Annotated in this window: 16 protein-coding genes and 1 pseudogene; 3 read left to right on the top strand and 14 right to left on the bottom strand. The window is 65.9% G+C overall.

Annotation, left to right across the window (positions count from 1 at the left end; genetic code table 11):
• Positions 1 to 124 (bottom strand): annotated as a pseudogene (locus ACFSGJ_RS08550) (S-(hydroxymethyl)glutathione dehydrogenase); the annotation flags it as partial.
• A 172-nt stretch (positions 125 to 296) separates the two neighbouring features.
• On the opposite strand from ACFSGJ_RS08550, the gene ACFSGJ_RS08545 reads away from it, so the two are divergent.
• Positions 297 to 1,124 carry a DUF2243 domain-containing protein gene (locus ACFSGJ_RS08545; RefSeq protein WP_390260741.1) on the top strand — a complete coding sequence of 276 codons (828 nt, stop codon included), beginning with the start codon at positions 297 to 299 and terminating at the stop codon, positions 1,122 to 1,124.
• A 76-nt stretch (positions 1,125 to 1,200) separates the two neighbouring features.
• Positions 1,201 to 2,271 carry a lysine-2,3-aminomutase-like protein gene (locus ACFSGJ_RS08540; RefSeq protein ID WP_390260739.1) on the top strand — a complete coding sequence of 357 codons (1,071 nt, stop codon included), beginning with the start codon at positions 1,201 to 1,203 and terminating at the stop codon, positions 2,269 to 2,271.
• A gap of 61 nt (positions 2,272 to 2,332) precedes the next feature.
• Here the strand turns inward: ACFSGJ_RS08540 and ACFSGJ_RS08535 are convergent, their stop codons facing one another.
• The 13 genes from ACFSGJ_RS08535 to secG form a co-directional block, all read right to left on the bottom strand.
• Complete coding sequence (locus ACFSGJ_RS08535; RefSeq protein ID WP_390260738.1) at positions 2,333 to 3,700, bottom strand: aminotransferase; 1,368 nt, start codon at positions 3,698 to 3,700, stop codon at positions 2,333 to 2,335.
• Positions 3,701 to 3,770: 70 nt separating this feature from the next.
• The gene (locus ACFSGJ_RS08530; RefSeq protein ID WP_390260736.1) at positions 3,771 to 5,075 is read right to left on the bottom strand and encodes an NAD(P)/FAD-dependent oxidoreductase; all 1,305 of its coding nucleotides are present in this window, start codon (positions 5,073 to 5,075) and stop codon (positions 3,771 to 3,773) included.
• Positions 5,072 to 6,427 carry a glutamine synthetase family protein gene (locus tag ACFSGJ_RS08525; RefSeq protein ID WP_390260734.1) on the bottom strand — a complete coding sequence of 452 codons (1,356 nt, stop codon included), beginning with the start codon at positions 6,425 to 6,427 and terminating at the stop codon, positions 5,072 to 5,074. Before ACFSGJ_RS08525 ends, ACFSGJ_RS08530 begins: the two co-directional genes overlap by 4 nt.
• 1 nt (position 6,428) lies before the next feature.
• The gene (locus tag ACFSGJ_RS08520; protein ID WP_390260733.1) at positions 6,429 to 7,109 is read right to left on the bottom strand and encodes a type 1 glutamine amidotransferase; all 681 of its coding nucleotides are present in this window, start codon (positions 7,107 to 7,109) and stop codon (positions 6,429 to 6,431) included.
• A 58-nt stretch (positions 7,110 to 7,167) separates the two neighbouring features.
• Positions 7,168 to 8,502 (bottom strand): glutamine synthetase family protein, encoded by a 1,335-nt coding sequence (locus ACFSGJ_RS08515; protein WP_390260731.1) that lies wholly within the window; start codon positions 8,500 to 8,502, stop codon positions 7,168 to 7,170.
• Between the two features lie 3 nt (positions 8,503 to 8,505).
• Positions 8,506 to 9,357: an ABC transporter permease subunit gene (locus ACFSGJ_RS08510; protein WP_390260730.1), complete on the bottom strand. Its 852-nt coding sequence runs from the start codon at positions 9,355 to 9,357 to the stop codon at positions 8,506 to 8,508.
• On the bottom strand, positions 9,354 to 10,235 hold the full coding sequence (locus ACFSGJ_RS08505; protein WP_390260728.1) for an ABC transporter permease: 882 nt from the start codon (positions 10,233 to 10,235) through the stop codon (positions 9,354 to 9,356). The genes ACFSGJ_RS08510 and ACFSGJ_RS08505 overlap by 4 nt, the downstream gene beginning before the upstream one ends.
• A 69-nt stretch (positions 10,236 to 10,304) precedes the next feature.
• Positions 10,305 to 11,057 (bottom strand): transporter substrate-binding domain-containing protein, encoded by a 753-nt coding sequence (locus ACFSGJ_RS08500; RefSeq protein ID WP_390260726.1) that lies wholly within the window; start codon positions 11,055 to 11,057, stop codon positions 10,305 to 10,307.
• 21 nt (positions 11,058 to 11,078) lie between these two features.
• Positions 11,079 to 11,858 carry an ABC transporter ATP-binding protein gene (locus tag ACFSGJ_RS08495; RefSeq protein WP_390260724.1) on the bottom strand — a complete coding sequence of 260 codons (780 nt, stop codon included), beginning with the start codon at positions 11,856 to 11,858 and terminating at the stop codon, positions 11,079 to 11,081.
• A gap of 123 nt (positions 11,859 to 11,981) precedes the next feature.
• Positions 11,982 to 12,701, bottom strand: coding sequence for a phosphate/phosphite/phosphonate ABC transporter substrate-binding protein (locus ACFSGJ_RS08490; protein WP_390260723.1), 720 nt, complete (start codon positions 12,699 to 12,701; stop codon positions 11,982 to 11,984).
• A gap of 7 nt (positions 12,702 to 12,708) precedes the next feature.
• Positions 12,709 to 13,155: a tellurite resistance TerB family protein gene (locus tag ACFSGJ_RS08485; protein ID WP_390260762.1), complete on the bottom strand. Its 447-nt coding sequence runs from the start codon at positions 13,153 to 13,155 to the stop codon at positions 12,709 to 12,711.
• Positions 13,156 to 13,346: 191 nt separating this feature from the next.
• Positions 13,347 to 14,990, bottom strand: coding sequence for a CTP synthase (locus ACFSGJ_RS08480; protein WP_390260721.1), 1,644 nt, complete (start codon positions 14,988 to 14,990; stop codon positions 13,347 to 13,349).
• Between the two features lie 167 nt (positions 14,991 to 15,157).
• Entirely contained in the window at positions 15,158 to 15,520 is a 363-nt protein-coding gene (secG, locus tag ACFSGJ_RS08475) for a preprotein translocase subunit SecG (RefSeq protein WP_390260719.1), read from the bottom strand.
• Between the two features lie 181 nt (positions 15,521 to 15,701).
• On the opposite strand from secG, the gene ACFSGJ_RS08470 reads away from it, so the two are divergent.
• The gene (locus ACFSGJ_RS08470) at positions 15,702 to 16,994 is read left to right on the top strand and encodes an adenylosuccinate synthase (RefSeq protein WP_390260717.1); all 1,293 of its coding nucleotides are present in this window, start codon (positions 15,702 to 15,704) and stop codon (positions 16,992 to 16,994) included.
• Positions 16,995 to 16,997 lie beyond the last annotated feature (3 nt).

Raw genomic sequence — 16,997 nt, 5'->3', positions numbered from 1 at the left:
TGTGGCAGATCCCCGTCGCCTTGATCTCCACCAGAACCTCGCCCGCACGCGGACCCTCAAGGTTCACCTCCATGACCTCCAATGGCCGCCCAGCCGATACCGCAACCGCCGCTCGCGTCCGCATCGCCACATATCCCCCCGTTTGCCGATGACAGGGACGAGATTAGCGGGCTTTGCCGCGAAGGGGCGGTCGTAAATTAGGATGATGCCGCGCCAACGGCCCGGGCGGGTTCCTGACGGGAACACCGCCGCCCGCAGGCGGTTGAGCGGGTCTGATCGTTCGCAAGGGGGCGCCGATGACCAGCGAAATCCATGGCGCCACGCCGCCTGATGAACGTCTCTCGGGACGCCGGCGCATCTGGGGGGCGTTGCTTCTCGGCGTGTCGCTGGGCGGATTTTTCGACGGGATTCTTTTGCATCAGATTCTGCAATGGCATCATCTTCTGTCCGGACTGGAGGGAACCGGCCCGCTTGGCGACCTGCGGTTTCAGGTGATGGCGGACGGGCTTTTTCACGCGGTTCATTACGTGCTGGCGGTGCTGGGCATGGTTCTGATCTTTGGCCACCCGCGACATGCCGGTGCCGGCAGGGGGAGAACCATTGCCGGCTGGGCGGCTATCGGTTTCGGCGGCTGGCACTGCTTTGACGCGCTGTTTTCACACTGGCTGCTCGGGATCCACCGCATCAGGATGGACAGCCCGAACCCGCTCGTCTGGGACATGATCTGGTTCGTCCTGTTCGGTCTGCTGCCGCTTGGGCTGGGCCTGTGGATGCTGCGGGGCGAGGACGGCGGGGATCATCAGGGGCGCGGGCGCCGTACCGCGCTGTCGCTCGCCATCCTTGCCATGACCGCGGCGCCCGTGGCCGCCCTTCCCGCGGGCGACATGCTGCCGAAAGATCACGTGCTGGTCGTTTTTCGTCCCGGCATGGACTTCGCACAGATCGTGGCGGCTGTGGACGCGGTCGAGGGGCGGATGATCTGGACCGATGTGGGGCAGGGGGTCTGGCTGATCTCGGTCTCGCCCGGGCAGGGGCCGGGCACGCTTTACCGGCACGGCGCGATGCTCGTGACCGGGACGGGCCCCGCCGTCGGCTGCCTCGACTGGATGCGCCCGGCGGCGTGACGCCTTGCAAAGAGCGCCCGCGCCCCGCATAACACGCCCCGATCCCGCCCCCGATGCAGCCCCGGGAATAAGCTCCGTGACCAAAGGCCCCGCCAGACCGAACCGACGTCCGCTGACGCAGGTGGACGACCTGATCGCCGAGGGGCTTGTGCCGCCGGATCAGGGCGGTACGCTTGACCGCGTGGCTGGGGAATTCCGTATCCGCGTCAGCCCGGCGATGCGCGATGCGATCGCGGACGGCGCGGACGATCCAATCGCGCGGCAGTTCGTGCCCACGGCGCAGGAGCTCGACATCCGCCCAGAGGAACTGGGCGACCCCATCGGCGACAAGGTGCACAGCCCCGTGCGCGGCCTTACCCATCGTTATCCCGACCGGGTGATCCTTGCGGCGACCCATACCTGCGAGGTCTATTGCCGCTTCTGCTTCCGCCGCGAAACGGTGGGCGAGGAAGGCGCGCTGCCCGAGGCCGATCTGGACGCGGCGCTCGACTATATCGCGCGCACGCCGCAGATATGGGAGGTGATCCTGACTGGCGGCGATCCGCTGGTGCTGTCGCCGCGCCGGTTGGGGGCGATCATGGCGCGGCTGGCCGCGATCCCGCATGTGGACATCGTGCGCCTGCACACACGGGTGCCCGTGGTGGCCCCGGACCGGATCACCGGGGACCTGCTCGCCGCCCTGCAGGGCCGCCCCACCGTGTATCTGGTGCTGCACACGAACCACGCCCGGGAAATCACCGCGGATGCCCGCGCCGCGCTGGCCCGGCTGATGGGGGCGGGGATACCGCTTTTGTCGCAGACCGTGCTTCTGCGCGGGATCAACGACGATCCGGCGGTGCTGGAGGATCTGTTCCGCAGCCTGATCCGCAACCGGGTAACGCCCTATTACCTGCATCACTGCGATCTGGCGCGGGGGGCGGGACATTTCCGCACCACCATCGCCCGCGGGCAAGAGATCATGGCGGCGTTGCGGGGCCGGCTGTCGGGGATCTGCCTGCCGACCTATGTGCTCGATATCCCCGGCGGTTTCGGCAAGGTGCCCATTGGCCCGGCGCATGTCGCGCCGAGGGAGGGTGCGGGCGAGGGGGCGGGCCGCTATGTCATCCGCGACCCGAACGGCGGCCTGCACGACTACAGCGACCCCTGATTACAGCGACCCTGATTACAGAGACCCACGGCCAGAACGGGCCTGAGGCGCGCGCATCCGGTCAGGCGACCTCGGCGAACACCTTGTCGAGCGCGCGGTCGAGTTTCTCGAACATCTCGTCCATCTGCGTCCCGGTGATGATGAAGGGCGGGCAGAGGACGATGGCCTGACCCAGCGGGCGGCAGATCAGCCCCAGATCGGTGCAGGTATTCGCGATCCGCTCGGACACCGAAAGCCTGCTTTCGAAGGGGGTCTTGGTCGCCTTGTCGCGCACGGCCTCCAGCGCGCCCATCAGCCCCTTGCCGCGCCATTCGCCGATATTGGACTTTTGCGCCAGCCTGCGCAGCCCCTCCTGGAACCGGGGTGTCAGGGCGCGCACATTGTCCAGAAGCCCCTCGTTCATCACCACGTCGATGGCCTTGAGCGCGATGGCGCAGCCCACCGGATGGCCCGAAGCGGTAAAGCCATGGGGAAACTCCTCGATCGCCTCGGCGGCGGCCTGAACCCGGTCCGCCAGATCGGGGCCGAGGATGACGGCCCCCATCGGGAAAAAGCCCGCGGTGATGTTCTTGGAACTGATGATCGCGTCCGGCATGAAGTCATAGGTCTGGCTGCCCCAGAGGTTCCCGGTGCGGCCGAAACCGGTGATGACCTCATCGGCGATCAGGGGGATGCCGTGCTTTTTCAGGATCGGCTGGATCGCCTGGAAATACCCCTCGGACGGGGGAATGACGCCGCCCGCGCCCATCACGGGCTCGGCGAAAAAGCCCGCGATGGTGTCGGCGCCCTCGCGGGCGATGGTGTCCTCAAGCTCTTGTGCCATGCGGCGGGTGAATTCGGCCTCGGTCTCGCCCTCGCGCCCTTCGCGCCAGTAATGCGGGCAGGTGAGGTGGATGAACCCGGGCAAGGGCAGGCCGAAGACGCTGTTATAGGGCTTGCCGGTCATCGAGGCCGAAACCGCCGTCACCCCGTGATAGCCGTTCCAGCGGGTCAGGATCTTGCGGCGCTCCGGCTTGCCCTCGGCCCCGTGCAGGAACCACAGGATCTTGACCATCGTGTCATTCGCCTCGGACCCCGAATTGGTGTAAAAGACCCGGCCCCGGTCAAAGGGGGAAACCTCGACCAGTTTTTCCGACAGCATGACGGTCTGGTCGGACATGCGCCCGAAAAACGCGTGATAGCCCGGAAAGCGGTCATATTGCGCCTTGGCCGCGGCGATCAGGCCGGGGTGGTCAAAGCCCGCGACCATGTTCCAGAGCCCCGAATTCGCGTCGAGGAACCGGCGCCCGTGGACATCCACCACATAGGGACCCTCGCCATGGGTCAGAACGACCGCGCCCCGTTCGTGCACCGAGGGCAGATCGGTGAAACCGTAAAGCGAATGGGTGTCGGCTCTCGATTCCCAACTGTTCGGCGCGTGGTCCCGCATGATGTGGCGTCCTCTTGCTGATGCTGCCGCAGGCTAGCGCGGCGGATGGCCGGGTGCAATCGGCGGGATTTCAGATGCCCAGCCGGTCGCGCATGGCAAACCACGTCATCGCCAGCACAAGGATCGGATTGCGCAGAAGCGCCCCGCCCGGAAAGGCCGGCGCGGGCACGCGCGCCATCACGTCGAACCGCTCGGCCTGGCCCGCGACGGCCTCGGCCAGAAGTCGTCCGGCCAGCGTCGCGATTGCCACCCCATGCCCCGAATAGCCCGAGACCGAGAATGCGTTGGGCGCAAGACGCGCGAAACAGGGCATCCGCTTCATCGTGATCGCCAGCGTCCCGCCCCAGGCATGGTCGATCCGCACGTCCCGCAGATGCGGAAAGACCTGCGACATCGGTTTGCGGACCAGCGCCGCTATATCCGATGGAAAGCGGTAGCCATAGCTTTCGCCGCCGCCGAACAGCAGCCGCCCGTCCTCGGACAGGCGAAAGTAGTTCACGACGAATTTGGTATCGGCCACGGCAATGTCCTGCCTGAGGACCTCCGAAACCCGGTTGCCAAGCGGCTCGGTCGCGGCGATGAAGTTGTTGATCGGCATCACCCGCGCCGCGACATTCCGGTCGAGCCGCCCCAGATAGCCGTTGCAGGCAAGGATCAGGTGGCGCGCCTCGACCTCGCCCCCGGCGGTGCGGATGCGCACGGTGGGGCCATGGTCGATTTCGGTGACGGTGCTGCCTTCGTGCAGATGCGCGCCGGCCGCCGCTGCGGCCCGGGCGAGCCCGAAGGCATAGCGCAGCGGATGCAGGTGTCCGGCACCCCGGTCGATATCGCCGCCGTGATAGGCGGGCGAGGGGCAGATCGCATGAAGCGCGTCGCGGTCCAGCACCTCGATCTGATGGTAATCGTAGTCGCGGGCGAGCTTTTCGGCATTGGCCCGCACATGGTCCAGCTCGCCTCGGCGCCAGCAGGCATGGGCGATCCCGGGGCGGAAGCCGGCGTCGATGGCATGGTCGGCGATCAGCGACAGCACGAGCGCCTTGGCCTCTTCGCCCAGATCCCAGAGCTTGCGCGCGTCGTCGCGGCCCGTCATGGCCTCAAGCTGGTCCTGTTCCAGCCGCTGGCCGCTGCCGACCTGCCCGCCGTTTCGTCCCGAGGCGCCGAAGCCCACGCGGTGCGCCTCCAGAAGCCGCACGTCATAGCCTCGCTGCGCCAGATGCAGCGCCGCCGAAAGCCCGGTATAGCCGCCACCGACGATGCAGACATCCGCCCGCACATGGCCCATGAGCGGCGCAAAGGGCGCGGGCGGCGTGGCCGTCGCCGCATACCAGCTGGGCGGGTATTCGCCCGGGCGGTCGTTGGAAAAGAGCAGGTTCATACGTTCAGCAGCAGATGTTCCCGTTCCCAGGGGCTGATGACCTGAAGGAATTCCTTGTATTCCAGCCGTTTCACGGCCTCATAGACACCGCAGAATTCCGGCCCCAGCGCCTCGCGCACCGGCTGGCATTCGCTGAACAGATCGAGCGCATCGCCGAGGTTCAGCGGCAGGTCCTCATCGTTCATGTAGGCGTCGCCCAGACATTCGGTCCGGGGCATCTTGCCTTCCTTGAGGCCAAGATAGCCGCAGACAAGGCTTGCCGCGATGCCGAGATAGGGATTGCAATCCATTCCCGCCAGCCGGTTTTCCACGCGCCGCCCGTCCGGCTCGGACACCGGGACGCGGATGCCCGTGGTGCGGTTGTCGCGCCCCCATTCCAAGTTGATCGGCGCGGCGAAGTCCGGGACATAGCGGCGATAGCTGTTCACATAGGGCGCAAGGATCGCGATGACCGCAGGCAGGTAGCTCTGAAGCCCGGCGATGAAATGCATGAACTGCGGCGTTTCCTCACCCTTGGCGCCGGAAAAGATGTTCTGCCCGGTTTTGAGGTCCACAACGGAATGATGGATATGCATGGCGCTGCCCGGCTCGCCCTCGATCGGCTTGGCCATGAAGGTGCCGAAACAGTCGTGGCGCAGCGCGGCCTCGCGGATCAGGCGCTTGAAATAGAATATCTCATCGGCCAGCCGCACGGGATCGCCATGTTGCAGGTTGATTTCCACCTGACCGGCGCCGCCTTCCTGCAGGATGCCGTCGATCTCGAACCCCTGCGCCTCGGCGAAGTCATAGATGTCGTCGATCACCGGGCCGTATTCGTCCACCGCGCTCATGGAATAGGCCTGCTTGCCCATCGCGCGGCGCCCCGACCGGCCCATGGGCGGCATGATCGGCTGCGCAGGGTCGATATTCCGGGCCACAAGGTAGAATTCCATCTCGGGCGCGACGATCGGGGTCCAGCCCTCGGCCTGATAGAGATCGACCACACGGCGCAGCACGTTGCGCGGGGCCGTCGGGATTCGGTTTCCCGACTGGTCATGCACATCGTGGATCACCTGCAGCGTGACGTCGGCCGTCCAGGGCGCGGCGCTCGCGGTGCTGAAATCGGGGGTCAGCACCATGTCGGGTTCGGTAAAGGCCCCGCCTGGGTTGTCGGCCCAGTCGCCGGTGATCGTCTGCAGAAAGATCGAGTTCGGCAGGTAGAACTGCGCCTGCCGTGCGAATTTCGAGGCGGGCATCGCCTTGCCGCGCGCAACGCCGGCAAGGTCGGGGACGATGCACTCGACCTCATCGGGCTTGCGCCCGGCGATATAGTCGCGGGCGGCTTCGGGTAACTGGCTGGTCCAGTCGGACATGCTATTTCCTCGGTTGCTTGAAGAATTCCGCGATCTGTCTTGCGATCACGTCGGAATGGGTTTTCTCGCCCAGACGCGCGGCGGCGGCGTCGAGCTTGTCCTCGGGCACGACACCGCGTCCGCGCGTGTCCATCAGGCCCTTGATGAAGCCTGCCGAAAACTCCGGATGCGGCTGCACGGTCAGCGCCCGGTCGCCATAGACCAGCGCGGCGTTGGTGCAGAAATCGGTGCTGGCGATCACGGTCGCGCCCTCGGGGAGTTCGACCACCTGATCCTGATGCCAGGCGTTGAGCGTCAGGGGCGTGCCCTGAAAGTCGTAGGTCTGCGGCCCCACCGACCAGCCGCCCGCGAATTTTTCGACCCGGCCGCCAAGTGCCTGCGCGATGATCTGATGGCCAAAGCAGATGCCGACCAGCGGCACGCCCTCGGCGTAACAGCGGCGGATGAAATCGCTCAGCGGGGCGATGAAGGGGTGATCCTCATAGGCGCCGTGGCGCGACCCGGTGATAAGCCAGCCCTCGGCGTCATGGATGCTTGCGGGAAACTCCATCGCCTCGACATGCCAGTGGTGGAATTCCAGGCCCTGACCCGCCAGCAGGGTCTCGAACATGTCGGGGTAGTCGCCCATCGTCCCCCGCAGCGCGTCGGGCGACTGGCCGGTTTGCAAAATGCCGATCCGCATGAATATCTCTTGTTCCGGTTTCGCCCGAGCCTAGCTGCGGCCCGGCCCGGCGGCAAGGTCAGACCGTATCGAGATAAACCTCGACCTGTTCCTCGGGGCTCAGCTCGGCCATGTAATGGCGTTCCTGCCGCTTAGTCAGCACATAGTTCCGGATCAATTCACGCGGAAAGATCGCCGCCATGGCCGGGCTGTTTTCGAATGCCGTGATGGCGTCTTCCCAGCCGTCGGGGATCTGCGGCAGGGACAGGGCATAGGCGTTGCCCGTGATCGGCGGGGGCGGCTCGTCCCGGTTCTCGATCCCGATCAGCGCCGCGCCCAGGATCGCGGCCAGCATCAGATAGGGGTTCACATCGCCCCCGGCGACCCGATGTTCTATCCGCCGCGCCGAGGGGCTGCCCGAGGGCACGCGGATCGCCGCCGTGCGGTTTTCATAGGCCCAGCAGATCCCGGTGGGCGCATGGGCCTCGGGGACCAGCCGGTCATAGCTGTTGGCATGGGGCGCGAACAGGAGCGTACTGTCGCCCATCGCGGCCAGACATCCGGCCACCGCATGGCGCAGCGTATCCGACCCTTCCGGCCCGCCATTGGAAAAGATGTTGCGCCCGTCGCGGTCGATCACCGAGAAATGCGTGTGCAGCCCCGTGCCCGGATAATCCGCATAGGGTTTTGCCATGAAGCTGGCCGCGAACCCATGCCGCCGCGCCAGCCCCTTGACCAGCATCTTGAAGAGCCAGGCATCGTCTGCGGCCTTGAGCGCGTCGTCCCCATGCATCAGGTTGATCTCGAACTGGCCCAGACCCGCCTCGGAAATGGCCGTATCGGCGGGAATGTCCATCTCCTCGCAGGCGTTGTAGAGATCGGTGAAAAAGTTGTCGAAGGCGTCGAGCGCGCGGATCGAGAGGATCTCGGCCGCCTTGCGCCGCTTGCCCGACCGGGGCGAGGGCGGCACCTGAAGCTTTTTGCCGCTGTCGTCGATCAGGAAAAATTCAAGCTCCATCGCGACCACGGGGGTCAGGCCGCGTTCGGCATAGCGGCGGACGACGGCAGCAAGCGCATGGCGGGGGTCGCCCTCATAGGGTTGGCCGTTTTCGCGGAACATCCAGATGGGCAAAAGCGCGGTCGGCGCATCGAGCCAGGGCATCGGCACAAAGCCGCGTTCGGTCGGGCGCAGCACCCCGTCGGCATCGCCGCTGTCGAAGATCAGCGGGCTGTCGTCGATATCCTCGCCCCAGATATCAAGGTTCAGGACCGACAAGGGAAAGCGCGTGCCCTCGGTCGTGACCTTTTCGGCGAACCGGGCAGGGATGCGCTTGCCCCGCGGCTGACCGTTCAGATCGGCGGCGGCAACGCGGATCGTGCGGACCTCGGGATGCTTGCGAAGCCAGTTCTTCATGTCTCACCTGATGAATTGCGGACGAAAGCGGAGTTTCGGCCGCGCTTCCCGGGGAAGGTGCCGGTTCAGCCGCCGGTTCACAAGCCCGAAGATGAGGATGATGAGCAGCGTGAGGACAATGAAATACGCCGCCACCAGCGGATAGGCGATGAACGGGTTGAAGGTCTGATCCGCGAAATATCGTGCGTAATAAAGCGAGTCACCCGATTGCTGCCAGGCCGGAAAGCCCGAGAAGAACACGAGCGTCGTCGCGTGGAAGAGAAAGATCGCCTCATTCGTGTAGGACGGCCAGGCAAGGCGCAGCATGGTTGGCCAGACGATCCGGCGGAACCGGCTGAGGCCCGTCATCCCATAGGCATCGGCGGCCTCCAGATCGCCCCGGGGTATGGCCCGCAGCGCGCCATAGAAGATCTCGGCGCTATAGGCAGCGGTGTTCAGGATCAGCACGATCAGCGCCCCCGCCCAGGCCCGCGTCAGCCAGCCCGTCTCGGCGGTCAGGGTGACGAGGCCGAGGTTCAGTTCCACCCCGACCTTGGGCAAGAGCACGAAGGCCTCATAGGCAAAGAAGAACTGGATAAAAAGCGGCGAGCCGCGGAAGAGAAAGATGAAGCCCGCCGCCGGTTTTTGTGCCAGCGGGTTCGTGCTGTTCTTGGCCGCGGCCAGTGCGGTCGCCAGGAAAAAACCGATGGTGATCGCGATCACCCCGAAATAGACGTTCCAGATCAGCCCCGACCCGATCAGCACCACCTGATCGCAGAACGAGATATCCGACCCGCGCGGCAAAAGCGTCTCGCCCCAGCCACGGCCAAGGGCGCGCAGGCCATAGCCCTCGATCGACTCCCAGCAGCTTCTCATGCGGCGGCCCTCCGCAGACGCTCGCCCGCGGCGGTGGCCTGCCCGCGCGACATGCGCTGCATCAGGTGTTCGAACACGCGGCCGCTGATCCAGGTCAGCAAGAGGTAAAAGACGAGAACCGCGAGAAAATACCAGATCCGCCAGTCCGGATGCGGATAGGCATAGAAAGAGGTCTTGGTGCCCCCCAGTTCCCGCGCCCAGAAGACGATGTCGCGGATGCCCAGCAGGAACAGCAGCGGCGTGGCCTTGATCAGGATCATCCAGAGGTTCGACAGGCCCGGCAGCGCAAAGACCCACATCTGGGGCATCAGGATGCGGCGGAACACCTGCCGGCGGGTCATCCCGTAGGCCTCGGCGGTTTCAAGCTGCGCGCGGGGCACGGCCTGCATCGCGCCGTAAAGCGTGTTTGCCGCGAAGGCGCCAAAGACGATGGCGAAGGACACAAGCGCAAGCGTGAAGCCATAGATGTCATGCACCCAGGCCGGAGAGGTCGAAAGCGGCACCTTGGCCTGTGCGCAGACCACGAAATCAGACCCGCGCCGCACCGGTTCCGTCCAGTCGGGGCAGCGGGCGTGGTGCATCAGGTATTCGAGCCCCTGGTCGATGGCGATCGGGACAAAGAGGAAGAACACGATATCCGGCACGCCCCGGACCATCGCGATATAGGTCTTGCCGAAGGCGCGCGCCGGCAGCATCTCGGACCGGGCGGCGAGCGCGCCCCCGAACCCGAAGGCAAGCGAGATGGGCGCGGCAAGCGCGATCAGCAAAAGGACGGTGCCGAAGGACCAGTAGAATGCAAGATGGGTGCCTGTCGTCAGATAACAGGCAAACCACTGCCAGGTCGGCAGCGAACCGGGATCAATACAGAATGAAAACATGTGCCCGCCTGGCGGGGGGCAGGGCCAGTGGCCCCGCCCCGGTTATCTTGGGTCAGACGAAATCAGCGCTCAGAAGACGGGCGCGTCGGCACCGAACCACTTGACGATCATCTCGTTCAGGCTGCCATCCTCTTTCATCGAGGTGATGGCCGCGTCCAGCGTCTCGCGCAGTTCGGTGTCGGTCTGGCGGATGCCGATGCCCACGCCTTCGCCCAGCTGGATCTGTTCCGACACAAAGGTCAGCTGGCCACCGGACTCATTGACGATGGGCAGCAGGAAGTCGGTATCGGCAAAGACCACATCCGCTTCGCCGTTGCGGACGGCGGCGATGGTTTCGTCGGGCGTCGCGAATTCCAGCAGCGTCGCATCGGTTTCCGACGCGATATAGGCGGCCTGCTGGGTCGAGACCTGGGCCGCGACCACGCCGGATTCAAAATCCGCATCTTCCGACAGGCCGACATAGGCCGAGGTCGCGGGGGGCGTGTAGTTCTGGCTGAAGCTGATCACCTGACGGCGCTGCTCGTTGATCGACATGCCGGCCATGATGGCGTCATAGTTGCCGCCGGTCAGGTTCGGGATGATCGAGTCCCAGTCCGTGATGACCCATTCGCAGCTCAGTTCGGCGCGGGCACAAAGCTCGTTGCCAAGCTCGATCTCGAACCCGTCGAGCTGGTTCGCGTCGTTGATGTAGTTATACGGAGGGTAGGCGCCCTCGGTCGCGATACGCACGACGTTCTGCGCCATGGCGCCCGAGGCGCCGAGCGCCAGCGTGCCGGCTGCGCTGAGCGCGAGCGCGGCAAGGCTGAGGGTCAGTTTTTTCATTCTTGGCTCCCTGGTTGAAAATCAGGCGGGTTCGGTGGCCCGCAGAAACTGGCGCAGCCGCTCGGTGCGGGGGGCGCCAAAAAGCGTTTCGGGCGGCCCCTCTTCCTCGATGCGGCCCTGATGAAGGAAAACCACATGGTCGGACACATCCGCCGCAAGCCGCATGTCATGCGTCACAAGCAGCATCGTCCGCCCTTCGTCGGCAAGCTGCTTGATGACCTTGACGACCTCCTGCTCAAGCTCGGGGTCGAGCGCCGAGGTCGGTTCGTCGAAAAGAAGGGCGCGGGGTTCCATGCAAAGCGCGCGCGCGATGGCCGCCCGCTGTTGCTGCCCGCCCGAAAGCATCGCCGGAAAGGCATCGGCCTTGTCGCCGATCCCGACCTTGTCCAGCAGCGCGCGCGCGCGGGCCTCGACCTCGGCACGGGGCTGTTTCAGCACCGTCAGCGGCGCCTCCATCACGTTCTGCAGGATCGTCATGTGGGACCAGAGGTTGAACTGCTGGAAAACCATCGACAGGTTGGTGCGGATGCGCATTACCTGATGGCGGTCCGAGGGATGGCGGTTCAGCCCGCTCCCTTGCCACTGGACGGGCTCCCCCTCGAACCGGATGGTGCCCTCCTGGCTGTTTTCCAGCAGGTTGCAGCAGCGTAGCAGCGTCGATTTCCCCGACCCGGACGACCCGATCAGCGACACGACATGCCCCCTGGGCGCCGTAAGATCGACACCCCGAAGCACCTCGAGGTCGCCATAGCTTTTATGCAGGTCGCGGATCTCGATGACGGGGGCTGAAAATGTGGTCACGGGCCTTCGGGTCTCTTGGATGGATTGGAGGAAGTTAGGGGTCAAAACAGGACGGATTGCAACGATTTCACGCACATCCCTGCAAAGTTCCGCTGCGGAAAGATGCAGTTCGCGCCGGGCTGCCTAAGGCTTTGGCGGTAACGGCAGGGCAAGATATTCTGCTGGCGCAACCGGGACGAGAGCGCGGATCATCAGGCACGCGCGATCCCCGGGCGCCAATGCCGCGATCGCCTCGCTGACGGCACTGGCCAGAACCCCGGCCAGGTCAGGACGGGCGGTCACAAGCGGAAGGCCGGGTGCGGGCGTGGTGCGTCCGATCTCGATCAGCCCGTCGGCAAAGCGGTCATGCCTGCGGATCAGCGCCCATGTCACGGCGTCGATGGCGGCAAGATCGGCCTCGCCCTGGGCCACCGCCCGGGCCGAGGCGCGATGGCTGCCGGTGCAGAGCACCGGGCGCAGCGCCCCGCCGAACATCGCCTGTGCCGCCGCCCAACCCGATTGCGACAGGGGGTCGTTATAGGCAAAACGGGCCGTGGCAACCTCCAACGGTTCGCGCGCCACGAGCACCGAGCAGTAATATCCCGCCGGGCAGTCCGGTAGCCCGTAATCGGGCGTTCCCACAAGCGTCACATGGGGGTGGAGCACGGCGCGATAGGGCAGGCCGCAGGTCTGCGCCAGGAGCAGGTCCGGCGCGCGCCAGAGTGCCATCAGATCCTCGGCGCGGGTCAGTTGGTCGGGCGCGTCAACCCCCCGGGACCGCAGCGCATCGCGGATCAACGCCCAAAGCCGGTCATTCGCCGGTGCCGTTTCCGGGCGGTCATACATGGGAAATGACGCGATCATCAGTCGGTCACGGCGTCTGCCGGGCCTCGACCCGCTGCCGCGCCAGCGCGGAATCGCGGTCGCTGATCCCCAGAAGGTTCGCCACCAGCCGCAGCATCGCGCTTTCTTCGGCATCGCGCTGCCCATCGCTGAGCGCGACACACCACAGCGCCTCGATCACCGCCTCGCGGTCCTCATAGGCGACCGCATCCTTGATGGCGCGGGTAAAGCGGACGGTGTCCGGCGCCTCGGATTCCAGCACCTCCGCATCTTCGCGCAGGCGGCGGGCGTCGTCGGGTCCAAGGTCATGGCGCAGGGCAAGGATACGCTCGATCCGCGCGACCTCGGCCTGCGAATACTGGCCGTCGACACGCGCGACCCGCACCAGAAGCGCCCCGAGCGCAAGGCGCGCATCGGGATCGGGAAGGCGTTCAGGGGCGGGGGCCGTCAGGCGGCGCAGGAAATCGGCAAACATGACGCAGGATATAGAGCCATGGCGCGGGGCTGCCAAGACACGGCAGCGTCAGCGGCGGGATGCCCCGTTGCGACAGAACAGCGAGAGGGGCAGGCGCCGCCAAGGAAAGATCGGTCACTGCCGCGGTGAGGCGGGGGCGATGACCGGCAAAGACCCGCCCCGGCCCGGGCCGGAAGGGAAACCCCTTGCCCTCAGACCAGCCGCGAATTGTCCCGCGCCGCCCGGATGAAATCGGCGAACAGCGGGTGCGGTGCAAAGGGCTTGGACTTGAGCTCCGGGTGAAACTGGACGCCGATGAACCACGGATGGTCGCGATGTTCCACGATCTCGGGCAGGCGACCGTCGGGCGACATGCCGGAAAAGACCAGCCCGCAGGTTTCCAGCTTGTCGCGGAACCGGATGTCGACCTCATAGCGGTGGCGGTGGCGTTCCTCGATCGCGCTGTTGCCATAGACCTGCGCGACAAGCGACCCTTCGGCCAGTTGCGCCGTATAGGCGCCCAGCCGCATCGTGCCGCCCTTGTCGTCGGCGATGCTGCGCGCGACCTTGTGGTTGCCCTGCACCCATTCCTTGAGGTGATAGACCACGGGGGTAAAGCGCTTCTTGCCCGCCTCATGGTCGAATTCCTCGGACCCGGCATCCTCGACCCCGGCGAGGTTCCGCGCGGCCTCGATCACTGCCATCTGCATGCCCAGACAGATGCCCAGATAGGGGATCTTGCGTTCACGGGCGAATTGCGCGGCCTTGATCTTGCCCTCGGTCCCGCGCTCGCCGAACCCGCCGGGCACGAGGATCGCCTGAAAGCCTTCCAGCCAGGGGCTCGGGTCTTCGCGCTCGAAGATCTCGGCGTCGATCCATTCCGCCTTGACGCGGACCCGGTTCGCCATCCCGCCATGGGTCAGCGCCTCGGCAATGGATTTGTAGGCGTCCTCAAGCTGGGTGTATTTGCCGACGACGGCGACCCGCACCAGACCTTCGGCATTTTCCAGCCGGTCCATCACGTCTTCCCAGCGTGACAGATCCGGGCGCGGGGCGGGGCTGATCCCGAACGCGTCCAGAACCGCCTGATCGAGCCCCTCGCGGTGATAGGCCAGCGGCGCCTCGTAGATCGTGTGAAGATCGGGCGCGGCGATCACCGCATCCTTGCGCACGTTGCAGAAGAGCGCGATCTTTTCCCGCTCCTTCTCCGGGATCGGGCGTTCCGACCGGCAGACCAGCACATCCGGCGCGATCCCGATCGATCGGAGCTCCTTGACGGAATGCTGGGTGGGCTTGGTCTTGAGCTCGCCGCTGGCCGAGACATAGGGCAGCAGCGTCAGATGCATGAAGATGCACTGCCCCCGCGCGCGGTCCTGGCTGAACTGGCGGATCGCCTCGAAAAAGGGCAGGCCCTCGATATCGCCGACGGTGCCGCCGATCTCGCAAAGCATGAAATCGACCTCATCCTCACCCACGGCGAGGAAGTCCTTGATTTCGTTGGTGACGTGCGGAATGACCTGAATGGTCTTGCCCAGATAGTCGCCGCGGCGTTCTTTCTCCAGCACGTTGGAATAGATGCGCCCGGACGACACCGAATCCGTGCGGCGCGCGGCGACCCCGGTAAAGCGTTCGTAATGGCCAAGGTCGAGGTCGGTTTCCGCCCCGTCATCGGTCACGAAAACCTCGCCATGTTCAAAGGGCGACATCGTGCCCGGATCGACATTGAGATAGGGGTCGAGCTTGCGCAGCCGCACCGAGAATCCCCGCGCCTGCAACAGCGCCCCGAGCGCCGCCGAGGCAAGTCCCTTGCCGAGGGAGGAGACGACCCCGCCTGTGATGAAAACGTAGCGTGCCATGGAAAATCGTCTCCCGTGCTCCGAAAATGGTCTTTGGGGCCCGGCCCAGAGGGCGGAGCATCACGGGAGACAAGCTATAGCGGATTCGTCAACGTTCCGCAACCAGACCGCAATATGCTGCCGTGCCACCCGGGCGCGGGCCAAGTTGTTGTAGTCGTTGGCCCGGATCAGTCGGCCCGCGGCGGGGTAAGCGGTGCGCCGCCGCTGGTGGGCGGAAGAAGGTCGTCCACCGGGGGCAGGCTGGGCGCATCGGCCGCAGGGGCTGCCGGCGCCGGTCCGAACCGGTCGATGACCGAGGTGCCCGACGCATTCTGCGCCGCAAAGACCGTCAGCATGATCGAGGTGCAGATGAAGGCGATCGCGAAGACCCAGGTGAGCTTGCCCACCGCCGTCGCCGCCGCGCGGCCCGTCATGACGCCGCCACCGCCGCCGCCCATGCCGAGGCCGCCGCCCTCGGACCTTTGCAGCAGCACGACGCCGATAAGGCAAAGGGCAAGGATCAGGTGGACGACTAGGACGACGTTTTCCATTGGGCGGCTTTCGGCTGATCTTTCGCGGCCTATCTATGGCGAACCGCGCCCTGCCGCAACCCTGTTCCGTCCCCCGGGGCGGGGAAAACGCCCGCGCCGCGCGGCCGGCATCAGATTGTGGTTTCGGAACCGCCCTCATCCCGCTATGAGAGGCGCGGAATTTCAAACGCGAGAGGCAGACATGGCCAATGTCGTTGTCGTAGGCGCCCAGTGGGGCGACGAGGGGAAAGGCAAGATCGTCGACTGGCTGTCCGAGCGGGCCGATGTGATCGCCCGCTTTCAGGGCGGCCACAATGCCGGCCACACGCTGGTGATCGACGGGACGGTCTACAAGCTCTCGCTCTTGCCGTCCGGCATCGTGCGCGGCGGCAAGCTGAGCGTGATCGGCAACGGTGTCGTGCTCGACCCATGGGCGCTCTTGTCCGAGATCGAGAAGCTGGCGGCGCAGGGCGTGACGGTATCGCCCGAAAACCTGATGATCGCCGAAAACACGCCGCTGATCCTGCCGGTCCATGGTGAGCTTGACCGCGCGCGCGAGGCGCAGAATTCGCTCGCCAAGATCGGCACGACCGGGCGCGGCATCGGCCCCGCCTATGAGGACAAGGTCGGCCGCCGCACGGTGCGCGTCGCCGATCTGGCCGATCCTGAGACGCTGGAGCTGCGGCTTGACCGTCTGCTGACCCATCACGACGCGCTGCGCCGGGGGCTGGGGCTCGAACCGGTGGACCGCGCGGGCCTCAAGGCGGCGCTGGAAGAGGTCGCGCCGAAGATCCTGCCCTTTGCCCAGCCGGTCTGGAAGGTCCTGACCGAGGCGCGGCGCGCGGGCAAGCGCATCCTCTTCGAGGGCGCGCAGGGCTCGCTGCTCGATGTGGATTTCGGCACCTATCCCTTTGTCACCTCGTCGAACACGACGGCCGGCGCGGCGGCGACCGGGACCGGGCTCGGACCGAACGCCATCGACTTCGTGCTGGGCATCGTCAAGGCCTATACGACCCGGGTGGGCGAGGGGCCGTTCCCGTCCGAACTGATGGACGCGGATGGCCAGCGGCTGGGCGAACGCGGGCACGAATTCGGCACCGTGACAGGGCGCAAGCGGCGCTGCGGCTGGTTCGACGCGGTTCTGGTGCGCCAGACCTGCGCCACCTCGGGCGTGTCGGGCATCGCGCTGACCAAGCTCGACGTGCTCGACGGGTTCGAGACGCTGAAGATCTGCGTGGGATATGAGCTTGACGGCCAGCGGCTGGATTATCTGCCGACGGCGGCGAACCAGCAGGCCCGCGTCACCCCGATCTATGAGGAACATGAGGGCTGGGCCGAAAGCACCGCAGGCGCGCGGTCCTGGGCAGATCTGCCGGCGGCGGCGGTGAAATATGTCCGCCGCATCGAGGAACTGATCCAGTGCCCCGTCGCACTCGTCTCCACCTCGCCGGAACGGGACGACACGATCCTCGTCACCGATCCCTTCGCGGACTGAGGG

It is taken from the genome of Halodurantibacterium flavum (genome assembly GCF_042681825.1).
GTDB lineage: Bacteria > Pseudomonadota > Alphaproteobacteria > Rhodobacterales > Rhodobacteraceae > Halodurantibacterium > Halodurantibacterium flavum.
This window is presented reverse-complemented; position numbering and strand designations above follow the sequence as displayed.

Excerpts from the sequence above, each read along its gene's own strand:
- ACFSGJ_RS08545 (WP_390260741.1), top strand. The coding sequence starts at position 297 with ATGACCAGCGAAATCCATGGCGCCACGCCGCCTGATGAACGTCTCTCG.
- ACFSGJ_RS08535 (WP_390260738.1), bottom strand. The coding sequence starts at position 3,700 with ATGCGGGACCACGCGCCGAACAGTTGGGAATCGAGAGCCGACACCCAT.
- ACFSGJ_RS08530 (WP_390260736.1), bottom strand. The coding sequence starts at position 5,075 with ATGAACCTGCTCTTTTCCAACGACCGCCCGGGCGAATACCCGCCCAGC.
- ACFSGJ_RS08525 (WP_390260734.1), bottom strand. The coding sequence starts at position 6,427 with ATGTCCGACTGGACCAGCCAGTTACCCGAAGCCGCCCGCGACTATATC.
- ACFSGJ_RS08520 (WP_390260733.1), bottom strand. The coding sequence starts at position 7,109 with ATGCGGATCGGCATTTTGCAAACCGGCCAGTCGCCCGACGCGCTGCGG.
- ACFSGJ_RS08515 (WP_390260731.1), bottom strand. The coding sequence starts at position 8,502 with ATGAAGAACTGGCTTCGCAAGCATCCCGAGGTCCGCACGATCCGCGTT.
- ACFSGJ_RS08510 (WP_390260730.1), bottom strand. The coding sequence starts at position 9,357 with ATGAGAAGCTGCTGGGAGTCGATCGAGGGCTATGGCCTGCGCGCCCTT.
- ACFSGJ_RS08505 (WP_390260728.1), bottom strand. The coding sequence starts at position 10,235 with ATGTTTTCATTCTGTATTGATCCCGGTTCGCTGCCGACCTGGCAGTGG.
- ACFSGJ_RS08500 (WP_390260726.1), bottom strand. The coding sequence starts at position 11,057 with ATGAAAAAACTGACCCTCAGCCTTGCCGCGCTCGCGCTCAGCGCAGCC.
- ACFSGJ_RS08490 (WP_390260723.1), bottom strand. The coding sequence starts at position 12,701 with ATGATCGCGTCATTTCCCATGTATGACCGCCCGGAAACGGCACCGGCG.
- ACFSGJ_RS08485 (WP_390260762.1), bottom strand. The coding sequence starts at position 13,155 with ATGTTTGCCGATTTCCTGCGCCGCCTGACGGCCCCCGCCCCTGAACGC.
- ACFSGJ_RS08480 (WP_390260721.1), bottom strand. The coding sequence starts at position 14,990 with ATGGCACGCTACGTTTTCATCACAGGCGGGGTCGTCTCCTCCCTCGGC.
- secG (WP_390260719.1), bottom strand. The coding sequence starts at position 15,520 with ATGGAAAACGTCGTCCTAGTCGTCCACCTGATCCTTGCCCTTTGCCTT.
- ACFSGJ_RS08470 (WP_390260717.1), top strand. The coding sequence starts at position 15,702 with ATGGCCAATGTCGTTGTCGTAGGCGCCCAGTGGGGCGACGAGGGGAAA.